Genomic DNA, 23,403 nt, shown 5'->3' on the forward strand with positions numbered 1-23,403 from the left:
CGACCGTAAGAACCCTGCGTGATGGGGATCTGGGAAATGTACCGATGCGCCCGATATCGAAGATAGACATCAAAAAAAGCGCGGCTTGCTCACGCGGCAGCGCGGTACGCCGCTCAGATGCGCTTTCGCGGGCCGGAAGTCAAGCGCACCCGTGAGAAGGGGTCCGACGCCGCCGCCCGGTCAAGGCGTCAGACCGGCGTTCGAAATGATGGATTTCAGCTTCTGCTTTGCGTCGTCGGACAGTTTGGCGGCGTCGATACGCTCGCCGAGATCGTCGATTTTCTTCGGGTCTCCGACGATCACCAACATCGCCATTCCATAGACGCCATGGCGTTGGCATTTGAAACCGTAGACGCCCGGTTCCGGAAACCGCACGGTCGCGTTGGGCTTGTAGGAAATCGCTATGGGTGGCGCGTTCTCGGGCCATAATGCGGGTATCGTATGAACGGTATGGCCCCTAATCGAATTACGGAATTCGATTTCGTCACCGACTTCGAGCCGCAGGAGTTCCGGCGCAAAGCGGAACATCTTCTGGGCGCCGCTCGCCTTTACATCGGTGATCTGCTCCACAACGAACGTCTCTGCCCGAGCGCTCTGAATTCCGAGAATGCAAGAGAGGGTCAGCGCCATCAGGACGATGCCGGCGCTGGGCAGGCGCGATGTTTTCGGCTTCATCACCATTCGAACAATCCTCCAGAGGATGGCAGGCGCGTCCCGGCAGAACAAGAAGAGCCACGGGGCGTGCGCCTTATCGACCTCTGAGCGCGCCACGGCAACCAGAAACTAGGCTCTATCGGTCCGAGAGAACTGGCGGTGAGAGAGGGATTCGAACCCTCGATACGGTTTCCCGTATACACGCGTTCCAGGCGTGCGCCTTCAACCACTCGGCCACCTCACCGGAGAATCGACCGGCCCTGAATCCAAGATTCGCCGGGCGGGTCGCATGCCTTCTCAGGCGGCGCGGACTATAGCCAGAAAGGCTGCGAGAGCAAGGGGCAATTTCAGATCGATGATTCGGCCTTGCCGTGACGGGGAAGCGCGGTCGAAATAACGCCGAAAGAGGTGATTGCGGCAGCTTCATACATGAGGACGCTTTGCCGTGGACGCGGCTGGCTCACCGGCCTATGGATGGAGCCGTAACGTCAGACGAGCCGATGCCGACTTTATCATGATCCGTTTTCTATTTCGTGCCCTTGCCCTGTTTCTCCTGGCGATCGCCGTCGTTCTGGCCGTCATCGACATCAGCAGGTCGGTCGCTGCTTCCGAGATTCTGCTGACGCCCTTCATCGAATCGCTTCAGGCGGCGTTGCCTCATGCAACGACGGGGTTGCAGAGCAGCCTGGAGGAAATCGATTCTTCCGTCTGGTGGCTCGCATCAGTGGTGCTCTCCATTCCGGGTTGTCTTCTCTTCGCAATTCTGGCGCTGCTTTCCTATATGATCGGACACAAACGCCGGCGCGAGCGCGGTTTCGCAGCGCCCGTCTAAGACGAGACGCCGGCTGAGCCTCCGGGAGCCACGCCAATGTTTTTTCTGTCCGACATGCTGAAGAAGAAGACCGACATGCCTGAGCCGGACAAGGCCCTTCGCGGCCGGTCCGAACCCATTCCGACTGCGGAAAAACATGCGGTTTTCGGGACGGCGCTGAAGGGGCCTTATCCTGACGAGGCACAGATAGCCTATTTCGGGATGGGGTGTTTCTGGGGGGCTGAGAGGCTGTTCTGGCAGGTGCCGGGCGTTGTTTCAACGGCTGTGGGCTATGCCGGAGGTTACACTCCCAATCCAACCTATCACGAAACGACCACGGGCCAGACCGGCCACGCCGAGATCGTCAAGGTCGTCTTCGATCCTTCCGAAATATCCTATGAGGATCTGCTGAAGCTGTTTTGGGAGGAGCATGATCCGACCCAGGGGATGCGTCAGGGCAATGATATCGGCACGACGTACCGCTCGGCCATATACACGACGACGCAGGAGCAGTTCGAGAAGGCGACCGAGAGCCGCGACCGCTACCAGCAGGCGTTGCAGACGGCGGGCCGCAAGGGAAAGATCACCACCGAGATTCGCGAAGCGCCGGAATTCTTTTATGCCGAAGCGGATCACCAGCAATATCTGCAGAAAGTCCCGAACGGATATTGCGGCCTGGCCGGCACGGGCGTCTCATGCCCGACGCCGACCGGCGTAAGTGCCGCTGAATGATCGGGCGCTGCCGAGGGCAGCTTACCAGTGCGGCGGCTTGTCGATAGGCACGTCGCCGCCGCTTTGTGATTCGACGACGAGAAACCGCTGGATCAGAACCATCAGCTTGTTTTCCAGGCTCGCGATCGAGTGGGCCTGTTCGGTCGCAAGTGTGCTGAGCGTCTCCAGTTCCCGCTCCAGCTCGGCAACCCGGCTTTGCAGTTCGACGACGGAATCGGCCTCGCTCATCAGTCTTTCTCCATGAAAGCGGTCTCGAGCAGCGCGCGCAGATCGTCTCCGAGCGGGGCGGGGCGTCGCGTCTCCCGGTCGACATATACATGAATGAAGTGGCCCTCGGCCGCAGCTTCATCCGCTTCCCCCCGGAAAAGGCCCACCTCGTAGCGAACGGAAGTGGTACCGATCCGCGTCACGCGAATGCCGGCGGTAACCGTATCGGGAAAGGCCAATTCCGCGAAGTACCGGCAGCCGGTCTCGACCACCAGCCCCACCTGCTCGCCGGCGAGCGGGTCCAGTACGCCGTTTTCGATCAGCCAGCCGTTCACCGCAGTGTCGAACAGCGAGTAATGGACAACATTGTTCATGTGGCCATAGACGTCATTATCCGACCAGCGGGTGGTGAGATGACGGGAGATCCGATAAGCGTCGCGGCCGCTTCGTGCGGCGCGGTCCTGTCCGGCGGCCATATCCTTTTGTTTCGTCATGGCCTGGGTCCCCTCATGCGAAGTTGGAAGTTCGACCGGACCTCGGCAGCCGGCCGGTACGCTGTGATGGGCCGTCTCATAAACCCCTTGCAGCGAGAGCGAAATGCCGCAAACTGATTCAAACCGAAGAGGGGATCATTTTATGGTGAAGCGGACGGTGGATATTCTGATCGAAAGGCTGGAAGGGCGGACGCCCTCCCTCGCGGTCGTTCTTGGCTCCGGTCTTGGCCCTCTGGCCTCCGAGGTCGAGGATGCGGTCCGGATTCCTTACGCCGACCTTCCCGATTTCCCGGTCTCGACCGTGCCAGGCCATGCTGGCGAAGTGGTCGCGGGCGAATTGTCCGGACGCTCCGTCCTGATGCTGGCTGGCCGCTCCCACTATTACGAGAGGGGCAATCCGGCAGCGATGGCGGGCGCACTGGAATCCCTCTCCGGCCTCGGGATCAAGACGCTTCTGCTGACGAACGCCGCCGGCTCCGTCCATGAATCGATGGGCCCGGCAAGCGTCATGCTGATCGAGGATCATATCGCACTCGGACCCAACCCTCTGATCGGCCGCGGTGGCGGCGAAGGCTTCATTGATATGTCCCAAGCCTATGATCCGGAGATACGCCAGACCATTGGGGCTTCGGCGGCAAAGCTGGGTGAGACGATCCACAAGGGCGTTTATTGCTGGTTCAGCGGTCCGTCCTTCGAGACGCCGGCAGAGATTCGCATGGCGCGTCACCTCGGCGCCGACGCTGTCGGCATGTCGACCGTGCCGGAAGTCATTCTCGCCCGCTTTCACGGTTTACGCGTCGGTGCGCTGTCGATGATCACCAATCTCGGCGCGGGCATGCAGGCCGAACCCTTGTCGCATGAGCAGACGCAGCGCGTGGCGAAGCAAGGTAGCGCGCGACTTTCTGCCATCATCCGACAGACCGTTGCCGATCTCGGCTGAGACCCCGTCGGCAGCGATCAACCCTGAAGTTCGAGGGTACCTGCCGACATCTGGAATTTCAGCTGGCCGAGAAAGCTCATGCCGATAAGCGGCGTTGTCAGCGCTCTGTCAGGCATGACGACCACGGGCACATTCTCTCTTCGGATCGGTCCGATCTCGACGCTGTGGAGCGTACTCAGCGCAACCAGGGCAACGCCGTTCGCCGTTTGCACTTCCTGCGAAAAATCCGCCGGAATGAGCTGCAGTCCGAGTTGCCGGGCCATGCTCTGATTAATCGCCACATGCGTTGCGCCGGTATCGATCATGGCCTGAAGAGGCTTGCCGTTCAGCCGGAAGGTGTCGCGATAATGTCCGCTCGTATCGGCGTTCATGACATGCCGCCGATCCCATCCGTTCAGGATCGGCTTTGACGTTGTGCTCTGCGCCGACGAAACGGAAATCGGCCGAGCCGTCTCGTCTTCACCTTCAGTCGCACCCATTCGGTCGATCTGGCGCTGCACGAGTTCCGGAGCGGCATAGGCGATTGCCAGGGCAATGGCGGCGACGCAAAAAGCCATTCGGAAAAGCATGAAAAAACCGGCCTTTACGGGTTTGACGGACCGCTCTTTTAGCGCAACCGTCTTCAAGCGCGGTTAAAGCCTTGCTTAGAGTTGCTTATATCGCGGTGAGCGTATCGCCGGTCTCGCCTTGCTGCGGCTGATCTGTTAATGCGCCAGCCAGTTGATCGAAGCGGAACAACCATCGGAATCGACATGTCGACAGATCGCACGACCGCCGCGGGCGGCATGGAAACCTCTTATGGGTTTCGAAAGGTGGGCGAAGACCAGAAGCAGGCGATGGTCGATACGGTGTTTCATACCGTTGCCCGCCGCTACGATCTGATGAACGACATGATGAGCATGGGCATGCACAGAGCGTGGAAAGACGCCATGGTATCCTGGCTCAATCCCAGCCGGCGGCCGGGTTGGTCGTCGCTGGACGTGGCCGGCGGAACGGGCGATATCGCCTTTCGCATTGTCGAAGCCTCGCGGCGCAATGCCCATGTAACCGTCCTCGACATCAATGGTTCGATGCTTGAGGTCGGGGCGGAACGCGCCGCCAAGGCAGGGCTCCTCGACAGGTTGAACTTTGTCGAGACCAATGCGGAGCAATTGCCGTTCGAAGACGAGACATTCGATGCCTACACGATCGCGTTTGGTATCCGGAACGTGCCGCATATCGATCGCGCCCTTGCCGAAGCCTGGCGTGTGTTGAAGCCCGGCGGCCGCTTTCTATGCCTTGAATTTTCGGAAGTCGATATGCCGGTCCTTGAGAAGATTTACGAGCAATGGTCGTTTCGGGTCATTCCGCAAATGGGCCGCATGATTACCGGAGACGCTGAGCCCTATCAGTATCTGGTGGAAAGCATTCGGAAATTTCCCCGGCAGAGCGAGTTTGCGGCCATGATCGAAAAGGCCGGTTTCGAGCGGGCCACATGGCGTGATTATTCGGGCGGCATCGCGGCCTGTCATTCCGGCTGGAAGCTCTGAGGAACATTGCGATGACGGAAGGACGGGCCTCGTGACGGCGATTGGCGCGCAGTTGAGGCTGATGCGGGCGGGCTGGATCTTCGCCCGTGAAGGTGTGGTGGCTGCGCTGCCGGGCGATCAGCTCGACGGGATGCCCCGTTTTTTCTGGCGCATCGGCAAAAGTCTGGCCCGGCCCCGCTCCCATAGCAGGGACAGGGCGACACGCATTTCGCGCGCGATAGAACGGCTCGGTCCGTCTTATGTGAAGCTCGGCCAGTTTCTCGCAACCCGGCCCGATATTGTCGGAACCGAACTCGCCCGTGACCTCTCTTTGCTGCATGACAGGATGGAGACCTTTCCGGTTGATCAGTCGCGGCGGACGATCGAAGAATCCATCGGCCGTCCGTGCGATGAGCTTTTCGTAGAGCTGCGCGATCCGGTTGCCGCGGCCTCCATCGCTCAGGTTCATCCGGCCATTCTCTACGGCCCCGATGGCCGCAATCACAAGGTAGCCGTCAAAGTCATCCGGCCGGGCGTCCGCCGCCGCTTTTACAATGATCTGGAGAGCTTCTTTCTGGCTGCGCGCATGCTGGAGCGCTTCGTTCCCGCAACTCGCCGCCTGCATCCTGTCGAGATTGCCAACACCTTGGCTCAGACCACCCGCATGGAGATGGATCTGAGGCTCGAAGCTGCCGCGCTCTCCGAACTGGCGGAGAACACGCAGGACGATCCGGGCTTCCGCACGCCGGCGGTGGACTGGGAGCGAACCGGCCGCGATATCGTCACTATGGAATGGATCGACGGCATCAAGTTGTCGGATACGGAGAGACTGCGCGCTTCCGGCCTCGATCTGTCGGCACTGGCCGTCTGTCTGATCCAGTCCTTCCTGCGTCACGCCATGCGCGACGGATTCTTCCATGCGGACATGCATCCCGGCAATCTTTTCGTCGAGGCGGACGGCACCCTCGTCGCTGTCGATCTGGGAATATCGGGACGGCTCGGCAACAGGGAGAGGCGGTTCCTCGCCGACATTCTCTACGGATTCATCATCCGCGATTATCGCCGGGTCGCCGACGTCCATTTCGAGGCGGGCTATGTGCCCAAAAGGCATGATCCGGCGAGCTTCGCACAGGCGATCCGGGCGATCGGCGAGCCGATCCACGGCCAGAGCGCCGAGACCATTTCCATGGCCAAGCTTCTGACGCTTCTGTTCGAAGTGACGGAACTGTTCGACATGGAGACGCGCACCGAACTGATCATGCTGCAAAAGACGATGGTGACGGTCGAGGGCGTCGCGCGGACGCTCGATCCGCATTTCAACATGTGGAAGGCGGCCGAGCCGGTGGTGCGTGAATGCCTCACCATGGAGCTTGGACCGCAGGCGATTCTCGCGGACATGAAGGATAGCGGGACGGCGCTCCTGGCCCTGCTGCGGCAGGCGCCTGAAAATCTGCGCCGCGCCGAACGCATGATCGACGAACTCGAGGAGTTGATCGATGGCGGTCTGACCGTCGCCGATGAATCGGTCGAGCGCCTGAGCCGCGCGGGATCGCGGTTCGCACGGGCCGGGCGAATTTCCCTTTGGATCATCGCCGCCTGCGCGGTCTGGATCGCCTGGCAGGTCACCTGACCGCGAGCTTAATCAGGGCCCTTCGCACACTAGGGCATGAGCCGCTTTTCCAGGCAGGCGTAGCAGGCCGACGGACGCGAAGTGCCGGCCGTCATCCATGTTGACGATGCGCAGTTCGGCCAAAATCTCGTTGACGATGTCATCCGTGAAACGGGCAATCAGGCCGTCATTCAGAAAAGCGCCGTCGCCAAAGCGGATGAGGTCGGCATTGCCGCCCTCGCTCAACTGATAAGTCGCTTCCTGCGTCTCAATGCGGGCGGAAATGACGCTCAGGACAGGCAGGGTACCGAAGCCGAGCGTGACCCGGATGGCGTCGCTCTCAACTCCACGGCAAACGATTTCGCCGGTGGCTGCGGCCGGTGTCGCCATTGCTACGAGCATGACGGTCGCTATAGCTGCATACTGGTTCATTTTAACCTTCCTCCAAACCCTTGATTGCAATGATTGCAGTCGCAGAATATCGCTGTTCTGAGTGCAGGAGCGATCATGGCAAGCATAACGATCCGCAATATCGAGGACGACGTCAAACAGGCGATCCGTGTCCGCGCCGCCGAAAACGGCCGCTCCGTCGAAGAAGAACTACGAACGGTGCTGCGCGATCTGGCGGTCGCTGGGTCTTCTGAGCAGGTTTCAGCGTTTCAGCCGCAAACGATAGGGCACGATGCCGCCACTCGAAAGACCTTGCTGCAATCGAGCGGGCTCGCCGGCAAATCCATGCTGCTGATTATCGGGGGCGGCGTGGCGGCCTACAAGTCGCTTGATCTGATCCGCCGGCTCAAGGAGCGGGGCGGGGACGTCACCGTGATCATGACGGAAGCCGCGCAACACTTCGTCACGGCGATGTCAGCATCGGCTTTGGCGGATGGTCAGTGTCATACCGATCTGTGGGATCGGCAAAGCGAGTTCGATGTCGGTCATATCCGTCTGGCACGCACCGCCGATCTCGTCATTGTCGCCCCAGCGACAGCCGATCGTCTGGCCAAGATGGTGACGGGCATTGCGGACGATCTGGCTGGCGCCGTCCTTCTGGCGAGTCGCGCCCCGCTGCTGCTCGCTCCCGCCATGAATCCGGCAATGTGGGAGCACTCCGCGACTCGTCGGAATGTCGCCCAGCTTCAAAAGGATGGTGCCCAATTCATCGGTCCAGAAATCGGTGAGATGGCAGAAAAAGGCGAAGCCGGTCGCGGCCGAATGGCCGAACCGACCACCATCGCCGAAGAGGCGGCGCATATGTTTTCGCCGCTCGTCTCGGAAAGGCCCCTTGCGGGACGGCACGTCATCGTGACGTCCGGTCCAACGCACGAGCCGATTGATCCGGTTCGCTACATCGCCAATCGGTCGTCGGGCCGGCAGGGCCATGCCATTGCCGCCGCTTGCGCTCGTGCCGGCGCACGCGTGACGCTTGTCTCCGGGCCCGTCGATCTTTCCGATCCGCCGGGGTGCGAGGTCGTTTCCGTTCAGACAGCGGAGGAAATGAGGGCGGAAGTGGAAAAGGCCCTTCCGGCCGACATTGCGATCTTCGTGGCGGCCGTCGCCGACTATCGTGCGGCCCGCATTGCGGAACAGAAGACAAAGAAGAGCGAAGGCGGACTCACCAAGCTCAAACTGACGGAAAATCCGGACATATTGGCGTCGATTGCCCGACACGAAAATCAGCGCCCGGCTCTCGTTGTCGGTTTCGCGGCGGAAACGCGCGACGTGGAAGTTTATGCCGAGGAAAAGCGCGTCCGGAAAGGCGCCGACCTCATCGTGGCCAATGATGTGAGCCACGATAGCGGCATCGGCGGCAAGGGGGGCGTCATGGGCGGCACCCGCAATCGTGTCGCGATTGCCAGCGCGGACGGCGTGGAGAAGTGGCCGGAGATGACCAAGGACGAGGTCGCCGAGCGGCTGGTTCTTGCCATCGCCGCCCGGCTTGGAGTTTGAACTGAGCGTAAACGCCCCTTGCAGGCCGCGATACTTCGTCGGCTTACATATCGTCTGGACGGCGGCTGCCTTCCTTGGTTCCATCGACCGGGTCGGACTGGCTTTGCACACGTGCCATGGCGGCATCGATATCCTGCATCTGCCTTGAAACCAGTGCCGGATCCAGCGTGCCATCGGCGCCACGTTGTCCGACGGCCTGTTTCATCGCGACGAGCTTATCGAGTTTTTTCTCGATCGAAAGGCTCTCGTCGGCGGCAACAGCCTGCGGACTGATGATCATGTCTTCCTGAGCTTCGTTGTCGGCGGCGTAAGGATCTTCGACAGCCATAAAATTTTCTCCTGAAAGTTCTGATGAAAACTCCTACCCCGAACGCACGGCGTACCGCCTGCGTTCCGAGACGGCACTCGCCGCTGGTGTGCGGTGATATCGATCGCCCATATGGACGCTTTCCGATCTGCGGCGTATGGGCATGGTCATGCTGGCCGGTCTCCTTCTCCTCATCACAACGCTGTTCGCCGCGCTCTTCGAGTGGACGGGCTGGGTCCCGGCGGCGCCTGTCGCCGGTATGGCCCTTACTCTTTATCTGATCCTGTCGCTTCCGAAGCTGGCTCCGACGCGGATCGTCTTCGTCATCGTCGCGATCGGGCTCAGCATTATCGCAATCACTACGCGTGACGATTGGAGTGCGATTCTCTGGCGTGGCATGGTACAGGCCAATTTCATCTGTGGTTTCTTCGTCGCGCTGGCGACGTTGCGCGTACCGGCCATGCGCTCCGAAGCGATCAACCGGGCGGGACGCTATATCGCGACGCAGCCGCCGGGTCGCCGCTATCTCGCGCTGTCGAGCGGAGGGCATTTGTTTGCGCTCGTTCTGAATTACGGCTCGATCCAGCTCCTTGGCTCCATGGTCGAGCGGCTGATGGGCGAAGAAAGCGATCCCACCATCGCGAAGATCAGAAACCGGCGCATGTTGCTTGCTATCCAGCGCGGCTTTCTGGCCTCGATCTTCTGGTCTCCCCTTGCATTCGGACCTGTCATCACCATCGACCTGATTGCAGGCGGCAGCTGGGCACAACTGCTGCCATTCGGCCTTTTGCACGCGGCTATCTTCACGGCTGGAGGATGGGCGCTCGATACTGCCCTGAAGCCGAAAGTGCCGGGAGGGCGACCGGTCCGGAGACAGGTCGAGGGGAGCGCACGCGACCTTTTGCCCCTGCTTCTTCTGCTCCTCATAACCCTTGGTGGCGTCGGTCTGCTGGAGTTGGCGACCCACCTTCGTGTTGCCGCGATCGTGATGGTCTTCGTGCCGCTTGTTGCATTGGCCTGGCTGTTGCTTGAGAGCCGGCAGGACAGTGACGACGCCGTCTCCGTCCCGGAGACGATTCACCGTTTCACGGCTCTGGAATTGCCGAATTATCGCGCCGAAATCGTCCTGCTCGTGATGGCCGGTTTCATCGGCGCCACGGGTGGCGCGATGGCGCCGCCCTGGATCGCAGCCCTCGGGATCGATCTGTCGGCTCTGCCGGTTCTGGCGCTTCTTTTCGGGATCGTCATCTTCATCCCGATTGCCGGTCAGCTTGGCATGAACCCCATTCTCGGTGTGGTGCTTTTCGCGCCCCTTCTGCCCTCGGCAAGCGAGCTTGGTATTCCCCCCGCTCTACTGATTCTGTCCATCCTGACAGGGTGGGTGCTGAGCGGCCTGACATCGCCATTTACCGCCACGACCATGTTGATCGGACGTTTCGGTGGCGTTTCGGCATGGCGGGCGGGCGTCGTCTGGAACGCGGCATTCATCGCGCTGTCCACCGGGCTCTTTCTTCTGTCTTTGACGGCCCTCTTGTTCGCCACTGGTTGACGATTGAGAACGAACCGTCAACCGGAACGTTCTTGTGACCGCACCCCTCAGAGCACAGATGTGGCTCACATCGCGCTTCAAACATGCGCAAGGAGCACTCATCATGTCCATTCGGCCCGTCAAATCACTGTCCGGCACCCAGACCCATATGGAAGGCGCCGGCGTTCAGCTCGAGCGGGTCTTCGGCTTCGGAGACCCGTCCTTGACCGATCCGTTCCTGATGATGGACGATTTTAGAAATGATGATCCCAGGCTTTATTCGGCAGGGTTTCCATGGCATCCGCACCGCGGCATCGAGACCATCACCTATGTTCTGGCCGGCACGGTCGACCACGCCGACAGCCTCGGGAACAATGGCAGTCTCGGCGCTGGCGACGTGCAGTGGATGACGGCCGGATCGGGCATCATGCACCAGGAAATGCCGAAGGGTGACACGTCGGGCAAGATGCACGGTTTCCAGCTCTGGGCAAACTTGCCGCGTGATCAGAAGATGACGACGCCGCGCTATCAGGACATAACAAGCGCCGATATCCCCGTTGAGATAGACGATGACGGAACGACCGTTCGTGTCGTCTGCGGCTCCTTCTGGGGCAAGAAAGGCCCGGTCGACGGCATCGCCGCCGATCCCCAATATCTCGACATTTCGGTGCCGCCCGGTGTGCGCAAAGTGCTGCCGATCGACACCTATCGCTCCGCTTTCGCCTATATTTTCGCCGGCTCGGCCACGTTCCGCGATGCGAGCAAACCTTTTGGCGTGCTGGTCGAGAAGGAAGTCGACGGCAAGGAGATCCACCTGCGGGACATGAGCGGCGATCGCACGCTTGTCGTGTTCGATACGGGAGATGAAATCGTCGTACAGGCGGGTGACGAGGGTGTCCGCTTCCTGCTTGTGACCGGCAAGCCGATCCAGGAACCGGTCGCCTGGCATGGACCGATCGTCATGAATACCCGCGAGGAAATCATGGAAGCAGTCCGCGATCTGCGAAGCGGTAACTTCATCCGCGAGGGCGCGACAGGACTTTGACCGCACGCGGCGAAACGCGAATTCTCCGCCGGTAAGTGCTATGCTCTGAAACCGATTCGAGATGAGCATGGACCCGCCGACATGATCCGACCGATCTTATGCGCCCTGTTTCTGGCGGCGACGCTGTCGTCGCCGGTCTCGGCCGAGCCACTGGCCAAGACGCTGTTTGGTTCAAAGGACCTGCCGGCATCGATGAAACCGGAAACGTTCGGCTTCTACTCCAAGGGCTGTTTTGCCGGCGGCGTCGGGCTGGATATGGACGGGCCGAACTGGCAGGTCATGCGGCCGAGCCGCAACCGGCGCTGGGGCCATCCGGCGATGGTCGGCCTTCTCCAGAAACTCTCTCGCGACGCGGCCAAGGATGGGTGGCCGGGCCTGTTGGTGGGCGACATCTCCCAGCCGCGCGGCGGTCCCATGCTGACCGGCCATGCCTCTCATCAGGTGGGTCTCGATGCCGATATCTGGCTGACGCCGATGCCGAACCGGCGGTTGACTTATCAGGAGCGCGAAAACCTCTCCGCGACCGATATGCTGGTGGTGGGGGCCGACGAACCGAGGCCAATCAATGATGACGTCTGGACGGGCGGGCAGGCCGCGGTGATCAAGCGCGCGGCCTCCTATCCGGAAGTGCAGCGCATTCTCGTGCATCCCTCGATCAAGAAGAAGCTGTGCGAGACGGCCGGATCCGATCGCGGCTGGCTGAACAAGGTGCGACCCTTTTGGGGCCACAATTACCATTTTCACGTCCGCTTGCGGTGTCAGCCCGGCTCTCCGCAATGCAAGCCGCAGAAGGGAACAGGCAGCGGCGATGGCTGCGGCGAGGCGATGGGATGGTGGTTTACGAAGCAGCCCTGGCTGCCGCCGAAGCCCGGCGTGAAGCCAAAGCCGAAGGCAAGGGACGTGATGACGATGGCCGCTCTGCCGCGGGCGTGCCGGGCCGTTCTCGCCGCGCCGGCAAAGACGCCGGGCTCGGCGATCTATTCCGCGTCGGCTTTCATGCCTGTGCCGCCACTGCCCATGCGACGCCCGGAGCGGTAGGCATGGCGCCCGCTGCCCATTTTCGGCAGCCTATGGCCAAACAGGACAGCAGGCGTTAGAAGCGCCGTCACAAACAAGGCCGTCAGAGAAAGCCCAGCGCGGATAACATGCAGGCGAACCAAGCCCGGAGCGGTCTGGCCGAAGCAGCAAGTCTGGCCGTCCTCAAACGGATTTTTTCCGAGAATATCCGTTATCACTACCGCACCTACATTCTGGCGGGGCTATGTCTCGCCCTGGCTTCGGGCGCGACCGCCTTTCTTGCCTTTATCGTCAAGGACGTGGTCGATGAGATTTTCGTGCGGGAAAATACCGCGCTCATCCCGATCATCGCGGCCGCGATTTTCCTGGCTTTCGCGGTCCGGTCCATCGCCGGCTATTTTCAGGCGATCCTGCTGGCCAAGGTGGGGAACAATGTCGTGGCGCGTTACCAGCGGCGTATTTTTGCGCATCTGCTGGCGCTGGACATGCGTTTCCACATGTCTGATCGATCGGCCCGTCTGACCGCACGGATCAACGGCAATATCAACGGTATCCGTTCGGTGCTCAACACCGCTCTGGTGACGGTATCGCGCGACCTTGTCACGCTCATCGGCCTGGTCGGCGTCATGATCTATCAGGAGCCAATCCTGACGATCGTCGTTCTTCTGGTCGGGCCGCTCTTGTTCTACCTGCTCAACCGGCTGATGCGCCGGCTTCGCAAGGAGGTCCGCCGCAATGTCGGAACGGTCTCCAACCTGTTTGGCACGATTCAGGAAACGGTTCAGGGTATCGCCGTGGTCAAGGCGTTCACCATGGAGCCGACCCTGAAGGAGCAGTTCGGCCATCTCAATCGGAAGGTCGAACGGCAGTCCAACAAGGTGACGCGACTCAGCGAGCGTGCCTCGCCGATCACGGATATGATTATCGGTGGCGCCATCGCGCTTGCCGTCTGGTTCACGGCCAGCCGGTCTTTGGCGTCTGGCGTTCCGCCGGGATCGATGGCCTCCTTCATCGCCGCCATGCTGCTCGCCTACGAACCGGCCAAGAAGCTGGCCAAGAGCCAGATCCAGTTGGAAAAGGCCATCGTCAATGCGCGCATGGTGTATGAACTTCTCGATGTGGAGCCGGCCCAGCAGGACGCGCCGGGCAATGTCGATCTGGTTGTCGATAAGGGCGCGATCCGTTTCGAGGATGTCTGGTTTGGTTATGTGGAAGAGCGGCACGTCCTGAAGGGCCTCACTCTCGATATTCCTGCCGGACGGACGGTAGCGATCATCGGCCGGTCAGGCGCCGGAAAATCGACGCTCATCACGCTTCTGCTGCGTTTCTTCGACCCATCTCGCGGCCGTATCCTGATCGATGGTCAGGACATTGCGGAGGTGACGAAGACATCGCTGCGAGGGTCGGTCGCCTATGTCAGTCAGCATCCCTATCTCTTCGAAGGTTCGGTGGCCGACAATATCCGCAATGGCCGGCCCGACGCGACCGACGAAGAGGTGCATGAGGCGGCGATGCTGGCCAATGCCGACGAGTTCATCAAGACGCTCGAAAAGGGCTACGACACGCCGCTTGGCGAAAATGGCACCTCGCTCTCGGGCGGACAGCGGCAAAGACTGTCGATTGCCAGGGCGATTCTTCGCGATGCGCCGATCCTGCTTCTGGACGAGGCGACCAGCGCGCTCGACAATGAATCGGAGAAAAAGGTTCAGGACGCGCTGGAGCAGGTGATGAAGGGACGCACGACGATTGTTGTCGCACACCGGCTCTCGACGGTCCAGAATGCCCATTCCATCATTGTTCTGGAGAATGGCGAAGTGATGGAGCAGGGCACTCACGCCGAGCTTATGGCCTTGCCCAAAGGACTCTATCGCCGCTATCGCGAAATGCGCGAGGGACCGTCCCTCGATCTGGCGAGCGACGCTGCCGAATAGGAGACTGGTGTGGAACCGATGAAGCTTGTCGTGGCCGGCGCGGGTGGCCGCATGGGAGGCGCTCTGATCCGGGCGATCGCCGAGCGCGACGATATTGTTCTTCACGCCGCGATCGAGCGCTCGGGTTCGCCGGCTATTGGCGAGGATTCCGGCGAGCGAGCTGGCATCGGTCGCAACGAGATCGCCATTACCGACGATGTTGAGGGCGCCCTTTCGAGCGCCGATGGGCTTTTGGATTTCACGACGCCGGAAGCGTCGCTCGCATTTGCCCGGACGCTGGCCGAGCTGGGGCGCGTGCATGTCATCGGCACCACCGGTTTCGATGAGACACACGAGAAAGCGCTGGCGGTGGCCGCCGAACGGGCCGTGATCGTCAAGAGTGGCAATATGAGCCTTGGCGTGAACCTGCTTGCCGCGATGGTTCGCCGCGCGGCCAGCGCGCTGCCGGAGAGTTTCGATATCGAGGTGCTGGAGATGCACCATAAACACAAGGTCGACGCGCCCTCCGGCACCGCTCTGCTGTTGGGCGAAGCCGCAGCGGAGGGCCGCAAGATCGTCCTGTCCGAAAACGCGGTACGCAGCCGAGACGGCCATACGGGGCCAAGACCGGAAGGCGCGATAGGGTTCGCAACCCTTCGCGGTGGCTCTGTCGTTGGCGACCATTCCGTCATTCTCGCGGGAGCGGGTGAGCGGATTACCCTTTCGCATCATGCGGAGGACCGGGCCATCTTCGCGCGCGGCGCGGTTGCCGCAGCCCTTTGGGGGCACGGCCGCCAGCCTGGTCTCTACTCCATGGCCGATGTGCTGGGACTGAACGATTGATGATCCCGGGCCGCTCCATGGTCGGGATAAGGCCAATGCTCCTTGGGCGGCAAGTCTCGACATCGTTCCGCTTGCGTGACAGGTCTTGATCGCCAGCCCGATCAAAGCGAACATCTCTTTCATCCGAACCGAAGGAAAATCACGATGCCCGGCACTCTTGTCCTTGTCCGCCACGGCCAGAGCGAATGGAACCTGAAAAACCTTTTCACCGGATGGAAGGATCCTGACCTCACCGAGAAGGGTGTCGCCGAAGCCAAGGCGGCGGGCAGGGCCCTGAAGGAGAAGGGCGTTTCTTTCGATCTCGCATTCACCTCCGAATTGTCGCGAGCGCAAAGAACGCTGTCGCTCATTCTGGAAGAGCTTGGCCAGACGGGTCTGGAGACGCGCAAGGATCTGGCGCTCAACGAGCGTGACTATGGCGATCTGGCGGGTCTCAACAAGGATGACGCGCGCGACAAATGGGGCGAGGAGCAGGTGCATATCTGGCGCCGCAGCTACGATACGCCGCCGCCGGGCGGCGAAAGCCTGAAGGACACGCTGGCGCGCACGCTCCCCTATTTCGTGACCGATATCCTGCCTGAAGTGATGGCCGGAAAGAACGTGATCGTCGCCGCGCACGGCAATTCGCTGCGGTCGATCTGCATGGTGCTTAACCGGCTGAGCGAGGATGAGATCGTCGGCTTTGAAATCGCCACGGGCGTTCCGCTCGTCTATGAACTGGGCGACGATACGCTGGTGACCCGCCGCGAAACGCTGTCAGGCGAATGACACGCTGAAAGACAGAAGGTAGGCGGTCGCGTAAAGACGCGTTTTGAGCGTTGACAGCGCACCGCCCGCCGTCTAGATCGGCGCACGACCAAAACGGCATTGCCCAGGTGGCGGAATTGGTAGACGCGCACGGTTCAGGTCCGTGTGCCGCGAGGCGTGGAGGTTCGAGTCCTCTCCTGGGCACCATTTTCCAGTTTTCTACAGGACATTGAAGCGCACAGAAGTCTTGGAATTCAAGGCTTCTGTGCGCTTCAATGTATCAGTATCGTCCGATGCAGTCCGCTGACATCCTGAGTTTTTGTTGGTACATTTGTTGGTGCTTGTGGCTTGAATGGTCGTTTATGACGCCGTGACACCAACAAAGGAGTGGCCGTGCCTCTGACCGATACGAAGATTCGTAATCTCAAAGCTGCGGAGAAGCCGATAAAGCATTCGGACGGCGGAGGGCTTCATCTGCTCGTCACGGCAAACGGATCAAAGCTGTGGCGGCTGAACTATCGGTTCTACGGAAAGCAGAAGACGCTTTACATCGGCGCTTGGCCGGCAGTCAGTCTCGCTGACGCTCGTTTGAGACGCGAATCCGCCAAGAAGTTACTCGCCCAGTCCATCGATCCTGCCGCCCAGGCTAAACATGAACGAATTGAACGCCAGGCAAATTTCGCGAACACGTTCGGCGCAATAGCCGACGAGGTTCTGGAACGAAACGAAAAGGAAGGGTTGGCGGCCGTCACGATCAACAAGAAGCGCTGGTTGATCGATCTGGTCAGGCCTGCGCTAGGGAAGCGGCCCGTCAGGGATATCACCGCTCCCGAACTCTTGAACGAACTGCGCAAAGTGGAAGCGAAAGGCAATTATGAGACGGCCCGCCGGCTTCGTGCGGTTTGCGGGCAAGTCTTTCGCTACGCCGTGATCACGTCACGCGCAGATTTCGACCCATCCGCTGCACTTCGTGGCGCGTTAATCAGCCCCACCGTGACGTCCCAAGCCGCGATTACCGAGTGGGGTAAGTTTGGGGGATTGCTGCGAGCCATTTGGGGGTATGACGGCCATGCTTCGACCCGATATGGTCTGCAACTGCTAGCCCTACTCTATCCGCGTCCTGGCGAGCTTCGTCAGGCGGAATGGTCCGAAATTGATCTCGAAGCCGGTGTCTGGACGATCCCGGCCCAGAGAGCAAAAATGCGGCGCGAGCATCGGAAGCCGCTTTCGAAGGAGGCTGCCGATATCTTCGCGGAAGTACACAAGCTGAATGGCTTCAGCAAATACGTCTTCCCAGCAATTCATACAACGCAGCGACCCCTGAGCGAAAATACATTCAATGCGGCTCTCAGAAGAATGGGCTTCGATAAGCACGAGATGACCAGTCACGGTTTCCGGGCTTCCGCATCAACTTTGCTGAACGAGAGCGGGCGGTGGAATCCGGATGCCATCGAGGCCGAACTCGGTCATGTCGGTGCAGATGAGGTGCGCCGAGCTTACCATCGAGCGCTGTATTGGGACGAGCGCGTCAGAATGACCGGTGCATGGGCCGCGCAAATAAGCGAAGCTGTCGGCATCAGCGCTAGATAGCCTAAATTTGATGTAGTTCAGCCGATCCACAGCTACATTCTCATAGGTCGCCTATCTACTGGCCGCAATCCGGAAAAGCCGCTTTCGAATATGGTGTTTTTGAAGATCATGAAGCGTATGCAGGTCGAGGCACGACCTCACGGCTTGCGGTCATCATTTCGCGACTAGGCATCGGAAGCGACCTCGTATCCTCACGAGATTGCTGAAATGGCACTCGCGCACGCGATTGAGAACAAGGTCGAGGCCGCTTACCGTCGCGGCGATCTCTTGGACAAGCGACGGCTTATGATGGAAGACTGGGCCGGTTACGTCACCATCTAGGAATCAGGAGAGCCGACCCTTGCCGAAAAAATTGATAGGGCCAAACTCGCACGTTCTTGAAAAGAACGCGACGTCATATGCCAAATTCTTGAGCCTCCATGACGAAGGATGCACCGTCAAGGAAGCGGCACGAAGGTTGGGAGTAAGTGCTTCGACAATCTATCGATGGCAGAGGGGTCTAGAGTGGGATTGGTTTGAGGGAGATGGGTTTGGGATCGAAAACGCGATTGAGGCGCTCTGCTATCCCGAGAGATTTGAAAAGGACGTATTTCTAATTGCCGTGCTGGAGTTCATGGTTTGGATACAGTCCCCGCATCTTGCCGTGTTCGCCAACCAAAATATCGCGGCATGCCTTATAGCGTATCATCTAGAGGAGGGGGACTGCTTAACGTTAGCTGACGTTCCCAACGAGAGCCGGAAAGTTATCGAAGAAGGTATAAATCTATATACAGTCCTCCGGATAGTCGATGCATCGGTTGATATCCAACATCCTTTATATAGTGAAATTGATTTTAATCTCGATGAACGAAGCGCTCTATTTCTTGCTGAAATTTGCGAGTTTTTCATCTCGTCCGCCGCCCATTCAAAATACGGTGGAAAGGCGAGTAAAATTGCGACGCATGATCTCATAAGCAAGGGAGTGTTTGGAGCTTCAAATGTTATCTCGAAGCGGACCTATGATAAACTATTAGTTCGAAGAGGAGCTAGTCTCCCATTTCTTTACGCAAGTTTTTACCATTCCGACATCGATTGGATATTGAACCCCGCCGAGGAAAATTTCGTAAAGCGCGTAAATGCCATTGTGACCGACCCAGCGAGAGTCAAACACTATTTTTCTGTTTGCAAATGGGTCAGCGGTCGTCTCCGGGACGTGCTTCATAAGGGAACAAAGCTCTTAGAGCACCTGCCGCAGTTTCCTGAAGATCTCAGCGCGACAAGGGTGGAAGTCACAGAGCTTTCAGATCTGCAAATATCAGCGCTAAATGACTGGTATCTAAGATAGAAATGTTATGTAGGAACTGGCTCGTCTTCGAGAGATAGCTTTTCTGGTCTACCCATTTGTTGCGGTGAAAATTTCACATCGCTTCAAGAATGGAGAAGACCGATGATAAGCGAACATGTATTCAACGATGGCTTCGTAAGACTGAGTTCAATCCTTGGCCCTGACGGGCCGATCCCGATTAGCCGATCCTCTTGGTGGCAAGGTGTACGAGACGGCCGTTTTCCGGCACCGCTGAAAATTGGTCCTCGCACGACCGTTTGGCGGGTGAGTGAAGTCAGTGCTCTCATCGACCAATTGCAAGATGAGATCGTCCCTCACAATGACCAGAATAGCCCGCCCGCAAATTCTTCTGAGCTGAAGGAGGGCTGAACGATGACGATCCATCAGAAAACCCGTTCTACGTTCAAATTGTCATTACCGAAGGGCGATTGGAAGCACCTTCTGCCAGAATTCGAGTCAGCCGCAATGGCCGCAAAAATGCGGAGAGCGGTTGTCAACGCGCTAAAAAAGCTTGAACTTTCACATGCGAAGATGGACCACTGTCGACCGAATAACAGATGCGAGAGTGGCCTGTGTCCTTCGTGTGTTCGTCGCCGCCGTCTTGCGCTGGGTGAGTTCTTCGACAGTCGCCAACTCATTTTTATCGACTGGAAGTTCGCGACCATCCGTGTTGCGAACTGGATGAAGGAACCCGGTGATCACACTCGATTCGGGCCTCTGGCTCAACATCCAGACATCACGAAGTTTGTCGCCGAACTCCGCAAACTACGCAGAAGGGGCCTCCTCGTTATAGGATCCATTGAAGCGGTCTATGTTACTGTCGGCAATAAGCCAGAAGGAAAGAACTTTCATATCCATGTGCTCATCAGCGGTCTGTCTTTAGAGCAGATTCGAGAAGCGGCCGGCGCTGCATTTACGCTCGACAACAGGGTTAAAAATCCAGTTTTGGTTCAGCCTGTTGATCGTCAGCCGCGCGATCTGATCAAGGCACTGACCTATGTCTACAAGCAGCCATTCTGGAAAAAATCAAAGACCGATCATGGAGATGTTGGGCGGAAACAATTTCCAAAGCCCAAGGAGCTGCGTGAACTGATCCGGAATTATGGCGAACATCGTCTTGATGAGCGACTCATTCTCGAGGGTGTCCGCTGGGAAGGTACCAAATTCTCAATCGTCGAACAGCTGTTGCCGGATCAGCTTAAGATCCCTTACCTGCCTTTGAATGTTAAAACTGTTGGTGAAGGAGGTACGGTAAGTGGCAACACTGGTATCGCTGAACCGCAGCTAAAGTCAGACGACGGTGACCTGTTATCGAATGATACCGTATCGGCTGAAGGCGCGCACCCCGTACACCCTTCTAAAGGCACGTCGATCAAATTGCTCCGGCAGATTGAATCGCTCGATGACGGAACCGTCAGCCTCTTCATTCAATATCCGAAGAATGATGGGTCCGTCGGACAACTTTCACTCCCGCGCGAGACCTTGGTCAAGTCGGCTGATTTCAAGAGCCTTCTAATAGGAAAGGGTGCTGACGCCTCGCTAAATTATAAGTCTGCAGCGGACACGCTTCTGTCGCAGCGAGCAGCCGTCACCATTCATTCGACGGCAACACCGGGTTGGCATGACAACTACTTTATCTGCCATGCCGGCGGATGGGGAAATAGGCCCGAAAGCGTTGCAGAGGTTATCTTCGCTCCATCGAGCGATTCTTACCCCCTCAAAGGTTCTACAGGCGACATCTCAACGTTCCTGGCGGGTATCCACGCGCTGTTTGAACAATCGGATATCCTGCTTCTGGCATATCTGTGTGCTCTGTTGCCGCCGCTAGCTATGAGATTGGGGGTGAAAAGCGGGTTCTCCGTCAATCTCGTCGGCGAATCTACCACCGGTAAGACGTTGACGCTACGTTTGGCTCAAGCGATCAGTAGCCGCGCAGAGGAAAAAGACCTTCAAACGTTCAATCTCACCCCCGGCGCGTTGGAGCCGGCTCTTCGTGAGCGAAGCGGGTCTGCTGTCGTCTTCGGCGACATCAAGGCAGCCAAAGAGAAAGGCCTTGGACATGTTGAAAAGATTCAGCAACTGATTTTCGCAGTTCACGGAAGAGATGGAAGAGGCACACTTCATCAAAGGGAAGTTCCCATTCCGTTTTGTCTGGTCATGTTGTCCGACGAAATTTCACTTGAGGAACGTTATCGGCAAGCGAAGCAAAAACTCGAAACAGGAGACCGGGTCCGCTGTATTGAATTGAGAATTCCGTCCCGAGACAAGGGAGGGGTATTCAATCGCCTAGAAAATCCGAACGATGCGATGGCAGCGGCTCAAGACTTAGAAAATCTGATCGATAGCGCCTACGGAACCGTTTTCCCCGACTGGATTGCAGCTTTAGCTGGAAAAACAGTTGAATCGCTGAAATCAGATTTCAATGCGGAAGCGAAGCGTTTCACCGAACGTCTCGACATTTTGGATGGACTGGGAAGACGCTTCTCAGTTTCCTTCGGCTATCTCGCTGCGACAGCAAAAATTGCGGAGGCAGCTAATTTGCTATCCCCAAAAGCGAAAGCAGGAGAGGCTTTGTCTCGACTTTTCGAAGACGCAGCGGCCGGCCTTCGCCCAGAAGAGATCGACTTAACGATTGAATTTGAACGATTGGCAAATTTTGTCGACCAGAAAGATAAAGTTCCCACCGCAAGTAGAGGAAAGGCTCTTCAAGAGGACACGGGGGCGTTCTTCCGCAACGAGGGTGCCGTCATTCACCTCTACGTGAGATCGGAAGAATTGGGTCGAGTGGTGGGATCGAAGGTTGAAGTCTTCATAGCAAAGCTTCTGGATGGAGGAGCGGTGATCCGCGGCAAAAGCGGAAGAACGAAGAATGTGAAGCAGAAAGGTATTGGGCGTTCTCGATATTTGGATATCGACTACGGCAAATTTTTAGCGATAAGAGCGAAATTGTAAAATTCGCAGTGGGCGTCACGTTCCGGGTGACGCCCACTTTCTCTATGCGAACCGGTTTGTCTTGACCGGGATTATTGCCGCTCGGCTATCGTTCGGTTTCCATGCAGACCGAACACGCAGAGACGCTGAACAACTCCGCGATCACACTGGTCGAAAGCATTGTCGGTCTACAATCTTTCGAGTGGCTGACAGCTCTTCGACGGCGCATGCGGCCGGTTCTCAGAGCGCATGCCGATGGCGACAATGATCCGCTCTTTCGCTACCTGCTGACGGCGTTTCAGTATCAGGGCATGACGGATGCAAACGTCTCGGCCTTGCTGGAGCAAGCGCCGGTGCCGGGTACCGCGGAGATTGCATGGGCTCTTCGATCCGGCTCCGGTTGCGGCCTTCTGACCAGCCATTGGCATTTTGAGGGATGCGGATACCGGAAAACTGAGGCGATCTGTCACTACCCTCATCTTCTAGACGGATGCGCGGTTCCGAATATGGATCTTCGCAATGGCCGTCTTTGTCAGGGAGCGATCAGTTTCTTCCTCTTCGTTCGTGATGTCTGCGACGATGATCTTCTCGGCTGGATCGACAAGCGTCTCAGCGTGTCCTGCCCGGACCTCTCGGACCGACAGCAGGCAAAAGAAGCGATGATTCGCCCGCTCAGCCATGTGTTCGGCGTCTCCGATAAGGTTCTGTCGCTCGCACTGTCCGATGTCCTTCTGGCCGATCAGAGACATGTGATGCGGGTCAGAGCCGGCGCGTCGCTCATCGTCGTGGACACGCTGGTTCATAATTTTCTGGTCCGCACTGGCATCCTCCGACAGCTCGGCTTCGAACATTCCTATGGTGCCGGTTGCTATGGTGAGCGGGGATGCGCGACCGCCATCGATGTTCTGACGGATCGTCTAAGCGAACGAGACCCGAACGCATATGACGGCCAAAAGACGCTGTTCCCGCGCCATGTGCAGAAGGCGATCTGGTCGTTCTGCGCTCAGTCCGGTTTCGACATCTGCAACGGCAACAGGATCGAGAATACGCGAAGATGCGACAACGAAATCTGCCCAGTTTTCGATCTCTGCGAACGGCGGCCTCTGCGTCCGTTCAATGCGAGGAAAAACAATTAAAATCAGATGCTTATTGTGTTTTCGCGTGTGTTTTGCTATGATCGGGGTGCACGACAGGCAAACCCTTGCAGGCAAAGGCATGATCGAACCATCACAACATCGACGCCAGCTAGACCGCCACCG

The 23,403-nt window shown here is 58.6% G+C and carries 23 protein-coding genes and 2 tRNA genes; 18 read left to right on the forward strand and 7 right to left on the reverse strand.

Features of this window, described 5'->3' with window-relative positions; genetic code table 11:
* Nucleotides 1-180: 180 nt before the first annotated feature.
* Nucleotides 181-675 (reverse strand): plastocyanin/azurin family copper-binding protein, encoded by a 495-nt coding sequence (locus D8780_RS14385; RefSeq protein WP_158598521.1) that lies wholly within the window; start codon nt 673-675, stop codon nt 181-183.
* Nucleotides 676-808: 133 nt separating this feature from the next.
* Nucleotides 809-898: transfer RNA gene (locus D8780_RS14390), tRNA-Ser, on the reverse strand.
* A 270-nt stretch (nt 899-1,168) separates the two neighbouring features.
* On the opposite strand from D8780_RS14390, the gene D8780_RS14395 reads away from it, so the two are divergent.
* On the forward strand, nt 1,169-1,486 hold the full coding sequence (locus tag D8780_RS14395; RefSeq protein WP_210209466.1) for a hypothetical protein: 318 nt from the start codon (nt 1,169-1,171) through the stop codon (nt 1,484-1,486).
* Nucleotides 1,487-1,522: 36 nt separating this feature from the next.
* A complete protein-coding gene (msrA, locus tag D8780_RS14400) occupies nt 1,523-2,197 on the forward strand; it encodes a peptide-methionine (S)-S-oxide reductase MsrA (RefSeq protein ID WP_121646224.1) in 675 nt (224 codons plus the stop codon).
* 21 nt (nt 2,198-2,218) lie between these two features.
* On the opposite strand, the gene D8780_RS14405 is transcribed toward msrA, so the two are convergent.
* On the reverse strand, nt 2,219-2,425 hold the full coding sequence (locus D8780_RS14405) for a SlyX family protein (RefSeq protein WP_121646225.1): 207 nt from the start codon (nt 2,423-2,425) through the stop codon (nt 2,219-2,221).
* Nucleotides 2,425-2,898 (reverse strand): acyl-CoA thioesterase, encoded by a 474-nt coding sequence (locus D8780_RS14410; RefSeq protein ID WP_281004575.1) that lies wholly within the window; start codon nt 2,896-2,898, stop codon nt 2,425-2,427. The genes D8780_RS14405 and D8780_RS14410 overlap by 1 nt, the downstream gene beginning before the upstream one ends.
* A gap of 142 nt (nt 2,899-3,040) precedes the next feature.
* Here D8780_RS14410 and D8780_RS14415 point away from each other — a divergent pair, with 142 nt between their 5' ends.
* Nucleotides 3,041-3,838, forward strand: a complete 798-nt coding sequence (locus D8780_RS14415) for a purine-nucleoside phosphorylase (RefSeq protein WP_121646226.1) — start codon at nt 3,041-3,043, stop codon at nt 3,836-3,838.
* Between the two features lie 17 nt (nt 3,839-3,855).
* On the opposite strand, the gene D8780_RS14420 is transcribed toward D8780_RS14415, so the two are convergent.
* A complete protein-coding gene (locus D8780_RS14420) occupies nt 3,856-4,395 on the reverse strand; it encodes a retropepsin-like aspartic protease family protein (RefSeq protein WP_158598522.1) in 540 nt (179 codons plus the stop codon).
* A 195-nt stretch (nt 4,396-4,590) separates the two neighbouring features.
* On the opposite strand from D8780_RS14420, the gene ubiE reads away from it, so the two are divergent.
* Both ubiE and ubiB read left to right on the forward strand, forming a co-directional pair.
* Complete coding sequence (gene ubiE / locus D8780_RS14425) at nt 4,591-5,367, forward strand: bifunctional demethylmenaquinone methyltransferase/2-methoxy-6-polyprenyl-1,4-benzoquinol methylase UbiE (protein ID WP_121646228.1); 777 nt, start codon at nt 4,591-4,593, stop codon at nt 5,365-5,367.
* 31 nt (nt 5,368-5,398) lie between these two features.
* The gene (ubiB, locus tag D8780_RS14430) at nt 5,399-6,976 is read left to right on the forward strand and encodes a 2-polyprenylphenol 6-hydroxylase (protein ID WP_121646229.1); all 1,578 of its coding nucleotides are present in this window, start codon (nt 5,399-5,401) and stop codon (nt 6,974-6,976) included.
* Between the two features lie 12 nt (nt 6,977-6,988).
* On the opposite strand, the gene D8780_RS14435 is transcribed toward ubiB, so the two are convergent.
* Entirely contained in the window at nt 6,989-7,387 is a 399-nt protein-coding gene (locus D8780_RS14435) for a hypothetical protein (protein WP_121646230.1), read from the reverse strand.
* Nucleotides 7,388-7,462: 75 nt separating this feature from the next.
* On the opposite strand from D8780_RS14435, the gene coaBC reads away from it, so the two are divergent.
* Nucleotides 7,463-8,902: a bifunctional phosphopantothenoylcysteine decarboxylase/phosphopantothenate--cysteine ligase CoaBC gene (gene coaBC, locus D8780_RS14440; RefSeq protein WP_121646231.1), complete on the forward strand. Its 1,440-nt coding sequence runs from the start codon at nt 7,463-7,465 to the stop codon at nt 8,900-8,902.
* 43 nt (nt 8,903-8,945) lie between these two features.
* Here coaBC and D8780_RS14445 read toward each other — a convergent pair whose 3' ends face one another.
* Nucleotides 8,946-9,230, reverse strand: coding sequence for a hypothetical protein (locus tag D8780_RS14445; protein WP_121646232.1), 285 nt, complete (start codon nt 9,228-9,230; stop codon nt 8,946-8,948).
* A gap of 148 nt (nt 9,231-9,378) precedes the next feature.
* On the opposite strand from D8780_RS14445, the gene D8780_RS14450 reads away from it, so the two are divergent.
* The 12 genes from D8780_RS14450 to D8780_RS15840 all read left to right on the forward strand — a co-directional run bounded on the left by D8780_RS14450 (nt 9,379) and on the right by D8780_RS15840 (nt 23,280).
* On the forward strand, nt 9,379-10,758 hold the full coding sequence (locus tag D8780_RS14450; RefSeq protein ID WP_245412356.1) for a hypothetical protein: 1,380 nt from the start codon (nt 9,379-9,381) through the stop codon (nt 10,756-10,758).
* Nucleotides 10,759-10,861: 103 nt separating this feature from the next.
* Nucleotides 10,862-11,782, forward strand: a complete 921-nt coding sequence (locus tag D8780_RS14455; protein WP_121646601.1) for a pirin family protein — start codon at nt 10,862-10,864, stop codon at nt 11,780-11,782.
* A gap of 81 nt (nt 11,783-11,863) precedes the next feature.
* The gene (mepA, locus tag D8780_RS14460; RefSeq protein WP_121646233.1) at nt 11,864-12,820 is read left to right on the forward strand and encodes a penicillin-insensitive murein endopeptidase; all 957 of its coding nucleotides are present in this window, start codon (nt 11,864-11,866) and stop codon (nt 12,818-12,820) included.
* Nucleotides 12,821-12,927: 107 nt separating this feature from the next.
* Nucleotides 12,928-14,730 carry an ABC transporter ATP-binding protein gene (locus tag D8780_RS14465; RefSeq protein ID WP_121646234.1) on the forward strand — a complete coding sequence of 601 codons (1,803 nt, stop codon included), beginning with the start codon at nt 12,928-12,930 and terminating at the stop codon, nt 14,728-14,730.
* 18 nt (nt 14,731-14,748) lie between these two features.
* A complete protein-coding gene (gene dapB, locus D8780_RS14470) occupies nt 14,749-15,552 on the forward strand; it encodes a 4-hydroxy-tetrahydrodipicolinate reductase (protein ID WP_121646235.1) in 804 nt (267 codons plus the stop codon).
* Between the two features lie 144 nt (nt 15,553-15,696).
* A complete protein-coding gene (locus D8780_RS14475) occupies nt 15,697-16,320 on the forward strand; it encodes a 2,3-bisphosphoglycerate-dependent phosphoglycerate mutase (protein WP_121646236.1) in 624 nt (207 codons plus the stop codon).
* Between the two features lie 101 nt (nt 16,321-16,421).
* Nucleotides 16,422-16,506: transfer RNA gene (locus D8780_RS14480), tRNA-Leu, on the forward strand.
* 186 nt (nt 16,507-16,692) lie between these two features.
* A complete protein-coding gene (locus tag D8780_RS14485; RefSeq protein WP_121646602.1) occupies nt 16,693-17,889 on the forward strand; it encodes a tyrosine-type recombinase/integrase in 1,197 nt (398 codons plus the stop codon).
* A 340-nt stretch (nt 17,890-18,229) separates the two neighbouring features.
* Complete coding sequence (locus tag D8780_RS14495) at nt 18,230-19,213, forward strand: helix-turn-helix domain-containing protein (protein WP_121646237.1); 984 nt, start codon at nt 18,230-18,232, stop codon at nt 19,211-19,213.
* A gap of 102 nt (nt 19,214-19,315) precedes the next feature.
* Entirely contained in the window at nt 19,316-19,582 is a 267-nt protein-coding gene (locus tag D8780_RS14500; protein ID WP_121646238.1) for a helix-turn-helix transcriptional regulator, read from the forward strand.
* A gap of 3 nt (nt 19,583-19,585) precedes the next feature.
* On the forward strand, nt 19,586-22,165 hold the full coding sequence (locus D8780_RS14505) for a DUF927 domain-containing protein (RefSeq protein ID WP_121646239.1): 2,580 nt from the start codon (nt 19,586-19,588) through the stop codon (nt 22,163-22,165).
* A 101-nt stretch (nt 22,166-22,266) separates the two neighbouring features.
* Entirely contained in the window at nt 22,267-23,280 is a 1,014-nt protein-coding gene (locus D8780_RS15840; RefSeq protein WP_199699612.1) for a hypothetical protein, read from the forward strand.
* Nucleotides 23,281-23,403: the final 123 nt, after the last annotated feature.

The organism is Notoacmeibacter ruber, assembly GCF_003668555.1.
Taxonomy (GTDB): Bacteria; Pseudomonadota; Alphaproteobacteria; order Rhizobiales; family Rhizobiaceae; genus Notoacmeibacter; species Notoacmeibacter ruber.

What these genes read in the sequence shown, in the direction of transcription:
- D8780_RS14385 (WP_158598521.1), bottom strand. Translation starts at nt 675, where the DNA reads ATGAAGCCGAAAACATCGCGCCTGCCCAGCGCCGGCATCGTCCTGATG.
- D8780_RS14395 (WP_210209466.1), top strand. Translation starts at nt 1,169, where the DNA reads ATGATCCGTTTTCTATTTCGTGCCCTTGCCCTGTTTCTCCTGGCGATC.
- msrA (WP_121646224.1), top strand. Translation starts at nt 1,523, where the DNA reads ATGTTTTTTCTGTCCGACATGCTGAAGAAGAAGACCGACATGCCTGAG.
- D8780_RS14405 (WP_121646225.1), bottom strand. Translation starts at nt 2,425, where the DNA reads ATGAGCGAGGCCGATTCCGTCGTCGAACTGCAAAGCCGGGTTGCCGAG.
- D8780_RS14410 (WP_281004575.1), bottom strand. Translation starts at nt 2,898, where the DNA reads ATGACGAAACAAAAGGATATGGCCGCCGGACAGGACCGCGCCGCACGA.
- D8780_RS14415 (WP_121646226.1), top strand. Translation starts at nt 3,041, where the DNA reads ATGGTGAAGCGGACGGTGGATATTCTGATCGAAAGGCTGGAAGGGCGG.
- D8780_RS14420 (WP_158598522.1), bottom strand. Translation starts at nt 4,395, where the DNA reads ATGGCTTTTTGCGTCGCCGCCATTGCCCTGGCAATCGCCTATGCCGCT.
- ubiE (WP_121646228.1), top strand. Translation starts at nt 4,591, where the DNA reads ATGTCGACAGATCGCACGACCGCCGCGGGCGGCATGGAAACCTCTTAT.
- D8780_RS14435 (WP_121646230.1), bottom strand. Translation starts at nt 7,387, where the DNA reads ATGAACCAGTATGCAGCTATAGCGACCGTCATGCTCGTAGCAATGGCG.
- coaBC (WP_121646231.1), top strand. Translation starts at nt 7,463, where the DNA reads ATGGCAAGCATAACGATCCGCAATATCGAGGACGACGTCAAACAGGCG.
- D8780_RS14445 (WP_121646232.1), bottom strand. Translation starts at nt 9,230, where the DNA reads ATGGCTGTCGAAGATCCTTACGCCGCCGACAACGAAGCTCAGGAAGAC.
- D8780_RS14450 (WP_245412356.1), top strand. Translation starts at nt 9,379, where the DNA reads ATGCTGGCCGGTCTCCTTCTCCTCATCACAACGCTGTTCGCCGCGCTC.
- D8780_RS14455 (WP_121646601.1), top strand. Translation starts at nt 10,862, where the DNA reads ATGTCCATTCGGCCCGTCAAATCACTGTCCGGCACCCAGACCCATATG.
- mepA (WP_121646233.1), top strand. Translation starts at nt 11,864, where the DNA reads ATGATCCGACCGATCTTATGCGCCCTGTTTCTGGCGGCGACGCTGTCG.
- D8780_RS14465 (WP_121646234.1), top strand. Translation starts at nt 12,928, where the DNA reads ATGCAGGCGAACCAAGCCCGGAGCGGTCTGGCCGAAGCAGCAAGTCTG.
- dapB (WP_121646235.1), top strand. Translation starts at nt 14,749, where the DNA reads ATGAAGCTTGTCGTGGCCGGCGCGGGTGGCCGCATGGGAGGCGCTCTG.
- D8780_RS14475 (WP_121646236.1), top strand. Translation starts at nt 15,697, where the DNA reads ATGCCCGGCACTCTTGTCCTTGTCCGCCACGGCCAGAGCGAATGGAAC.
- D8780_RS14500 (WP_121646238.1), top strand. Translation starts at nt 19,316, where the DNA reads ATGATAAGCGAACATGTATTCAACGATGGCTTCGTAAGACTGAGTTCA.
- D8780_RS14505 (WP_121646239.1), top strand. Translation starts at nt 19,586, where the DNA reads ATGACGATCCATCAGAAAACCCGTTCTACGTTCAAATTGTCATTACCG.
- D8780_RS15840 (WP_199699612.1), top strand. Translation starts at nt 22,267, where the DNA reads ATGCAGACCGAACACGCAGAGACGCTGAACAACTCCGCGATCACACTG.